This window comes from Rhodococcus sp. (in: high G+C Gram-positive bacteria), from assembly GCF_049286785.1.
Taxonomy (GTDB): Bacteria; Actinomycetota; Actinomycetes; order Mycobacteriales; family Mycobacteriaceae; genus Rhodococcus_F.
In genome coordinates this window covers 1-4,003 of the sequence record NZ_JBAQEO010000314.1, presented here as the reverse complement: position 1 = coordinate 4,003, position 4,003 = coordinate 1, and the positions used below count along the sequence as shown (strand labels likewise).

Sequence of the window (4,003 nt, the reverse complement as noted above, 5' to 3'; positions counted from 1 at the left end):
GTGGCGGGCTCGCGGCGGCGCTGCTCATCGCCGTGTTTCCCGCCAACATTCGGATGGCGGTGGACTGGCTGACGAACCCCCGGACGACGAAGGCCCGGAAAGCCGTTGCACTGGTTCGGCTTCCGATGCAGATTCCGTTGATCACCGAGGCGTTGAAGGTGCGCCGTCAGGCCTGAGCCCTTCTGCCTCCACAGTCGCGGCATCGCGCTCTGCCGCGCCTGCGGTCCGAATCAGCCGGGCCAGGGCGTCTGCGTCCGGGAGGTTCTCGGGCGCGATCGTCCGTCCTGTGCGCACATAGTGGAACGCGGCACGAACCTTGTCGATCGACACACCCATGAGTTCGGCCCAGGCCAGCCGATACGCCGCGAGCTGCATCACCACGGCCTTCTCGTTGGTCGCACTCGGCTCCGCACCGGTCTTCCAGTCGATCACGGTCCACCCCCCGTCGGAATCGACGAACACCGCATCGATCCGGCCTCGCAGCACCGTCCCGGCAAGCGACGTCTCGAAGGGCACCTCCACCTCCACCGGATTGCGGTGCGCCCACGACGTCCGCAGGAACGCGTCCTGCAGCGTGACCAGGTCGGCTTCCGGACCGGCGCCGGTGTCGGCGGCGCCCGGCAGCTCGTCGAGGTCCAGTAGCCGGGTAGCGCCGAACCGGCGTTCCACCCACGCGTGAAAGGCGGTGCCGCGCCGGGCCAGCGGATTGGGCGGATACGGCAGGGGACGTCGCAACCGCGCCGCCAACGCGTCCGGGTCGGCCTCGAGTTCCACGAGCTGGCTCACCGACAACTGCGCGGGCAGGACCACCTCGGTCCGGGCATTCGCGCGCGCCTCCCGCTCCGCGAGCAATGCGTCGACGTCGGCCGCCCAGTTGTCGGAGTCGTCCCCTTCGGGCCCCCGCTCCGCCACATCACCCTGCAATGCGGCCAGGACCAGTTCCGCTCCGTGTTCGATCGCCGCACGCCGGTGGCCCAGAGGATCATGGGGCCACACCGCCGATTTGGGGGTGCCCGTGAACGGATTCCGGTCGTCCGGACCGGGAGCGGGGGCCCAGACGTCGACCACACCGATCCGTTCGCGCGCTTCGTCCGTGACGGCCTGGTGCAATTCCGTCAGGAATTCGGACGGGCCTTTCGGTTCGGAACCGGTCTCGGCCCAGTGGTGGCCCGAGGCGAGCAGAACCCGTTCGGTTCTCGTGAGGGCCACGTAGAACAGCCGCCGGTCCTCGTCGAGTGTGCGTGCCGCCAGGGCCGCTCTGTGTGTCTTCACCGCGTTCTCGAGGTCTTTGCGGTTGTACAGGTTGCCGAGGTCGAGAACTGGTATCCCGTCGCCGTTCTCCCCCGGATGTCCCCGGTCTCCGCGCAGTGACGGCGGGAGTTCGCCGACCGCACCGAGCCACGACCCGGACGCCGTCCGCGAGGGGAATACTCCGGCGGTGAGGTGCGGCACCGCCACCACTTCCCACTCGAGTCCCTTCGCCGAGTGCACGGTGAGCACCTGGACCCGGTGCGGAGCCACCTCGACCTCCCCTGACGCCAGGCCCTTCTCGACCGACTCGGCAGCCGAGAGGAACGCCAGCAGTCCCGTGAGGGTGGCGGACGAGCGGTTGGCGTATCCCGACACCACGTCGGCGAACGCGTCGAGATGCTCCCGTCCCACGCTTCCCCGCGCAGCGCCACCTGTACGGGCCTGCGCCTCGATTCCGATGCCGAGAACACGCTCGACCTCGGCCACGAGTTCCGTGAGCGGCTGGCCGATCCGCTCCCGCAACGACGCCAGTTCGCTCGCGACGGCGGTGATGCGGGCGTACCCCACCTTCGAATAACCTTCGGCGAGGCCGGGATCCGCCAGTGCATCTGCCAGCCCTGCCTGTTCGGCGTGCTCGCCGGGCAGGGTCGCGCCCACCGCATCGGCCAGGGCGGCGGGATCGGTGACCGCACCCGTAGTGCCGTATCCGGTTCCGATGGCCAGTTCCGAGGCTCTCCGCGACAACGCGGTGAGGTCTGCAGCCCCGATCTGCCACCTCGCTCCGGTGAGCATCCTTACCGCGGCGCTGCCCGCCATGGGATCGGCCACCACTCGCAGCATCGCGATCACATCCGCAACCTCCGGAGTGTGGAGGAGTCCGCCGAGTCCGACCACCTCCACGGGCAGTCCCCGGGAGCGCAGCACTTCCGCGATGGGGGCGGCGTCCGCATTACGCCGGATCAGCACCGCCGCGGTCGGCGGATCCACTGCCCGCGAGCGTGCGTCTGCGTACTGCTCGGCGATCCGGTCTGCCAGCCATTCCCGTTCCTGTGCAACGTCGTTCGTCAACGCCAGTCGCACGTCCCCGCCACCGGCCTGCGGGCGCGCACGCAACGTGCTGACCGCGACGCCCCGTTCACGCAGCGGTGCCGAGGCCAGATTGGCCAACGCCAGCGCCTCCGGCGGATTGCGCCAGCTGGTGAGCAGTTCCAATGTGGGAGCGGGCCGGCCGTCCGGCAGCGGGAAGTCGGTGGTGAACCGGGGCAGGTTGGCAGCCGACGCACCACGCCAGCCGTAGATCGACTGCATGGGATCGCCCACTGCCGTCAGTGCGAGATCACCGTCGAGTCCGCCACCGAACAGGGAGGACAACAGCACCCGCTGGGAGTGCCCGGTGTCCTGGTATTCGTCGAGCAGCACCACCCGGAAACGCTGTCGTTCACTGTGCCCCACCTCGGGATGGTCCGAGGCCACCCGGGCTGCCAGCGACATCTGGCTTCCGAAGTCCAGCGCCCCCTCCCGCCGGAGGGTCTCCGCAAGACGCGCCACCAGCGGCAGAAGCTCCACCCGCCGTTGCTGGGTGTCGAGTATGTCGAGCAGTTCCTTCCCCGGGCCACCGCGTTGCCGCGGTCCGGCCGGGAGTGTGTGCACGAGCTTGTCGAGTTCGGTGTGCGCCTCCCGGACATCGTCCGGTTCCACCAGATGCTCGGCCAGCTGGCCCGACAATGCCAGCACGGCCTCGGTGACGGACGCCGGGTTCCGGTCGGTGTCGAGGTCGCCGTCCCAGGAGCTGACCACCCGATGGGCAAGCTGCCACAGTTCCGTTTCCGTCAGCAGCGTCGCGGACGGTTCGATCGGCAACAACAGGCCGTGTTCGGACAGCAGGCGCCCCGCATACGAGTGGTAGGTACTCACCTCGGGTTCGCCCGCGAGGATCCGCGACCGCAGTTCCCCACCGGGATCGACACTCCGCAGCAGGTCCGACCCCGCCAACCGCGTCAGGCGCATGCGGATCCGGGTCGTGAGCTGCTGAGCGGCCTTGCGCGTGAAGGTGAGACCCAGCACCGCCTCTGGATCCACGAATCCATTGGCCACCAGCCACACCACCCGTGCCGCCATCGTCTCGGTCTTGCCTGCCCCTGCCCCGGCGACGACGAGCGTGGGGCCGAGCGGCGCGGCGATGACTGCCGTCTGCTCCGGAGTCGGTGGATGCTGCCCCAGTCCGAGCGCCAATTCCACCGGGTCGATTCGGATCTTCATTCGGACGTCACCTGTCGCCCCTCGTCGTGCGCCGGGCAGCTGGACCGCACGGGACAGTGCCTGCATCCGTCGTTGACACGGGCGAGAAAGTGCGGACCTTGCGTAGCGGCGGCCGCCGCATGGATGACGGCGAGCCAGGATTCGAGGTCTTCGTCCGACAGCGGGGCCTGCACCCGCTGGGTGGCGCCCTCCTTCTTGTGCGGCTTGGCAACGAACACCAGGCGCGCCCCGCCGGGCTTCGACGCCGGTTCTCCCTCGACGGCGCCGACAGCCGCCGCCACCTGATACGCCGCGAGCTGAGCGTGTTGCTGCGCCTCGTCCTTGGTAACGGGTGAACGTGCTGTCTTGACGTCAACGATCACCGGCCTGCCTTCGGCGTCACGTTCGAGCCGGTCGATCCTCCCGCGGAGCCGAACCTGCGGGGCGCCTTCTTCCACTGGCTCGAGCACTCCGTCGACGGCCACCTCGACGCCCACCTCGGTGAGCTCGGACC

At 69.3% G+C, this 4,003-nt stretch carries 2 protein-coding genes; both read right to left on the bottom strand.

Annotated elements, in window-relative coordinates:
• Positions 1-141 precede the first annotated feature (141 nt).
• Positions 142-3,510 carry an ATP-dependent helicase gene (locus tag WAW17_RS12000; protein ID WP_422333200.1) on the bottom strand — a complete coding sequence of 1,123 codons (3,369 nt, stop codon included), beginning with the start codon at positions 3,508-3,510 and terminating at the stop codon, positions 142-144.
• A partial coding sequence (locus tag WAW17_RS11995) for a PD-(D/E)XK nuclease family protein (RefSeq protein ID WP_422333199.1) occupies positions 3,507-4,003 on the bottom strand: 497 nt, incomplete at its 5' end. The genes WAW17_RS12000 and WAW17_RS11995, both read right to left, overlap by 4 nt.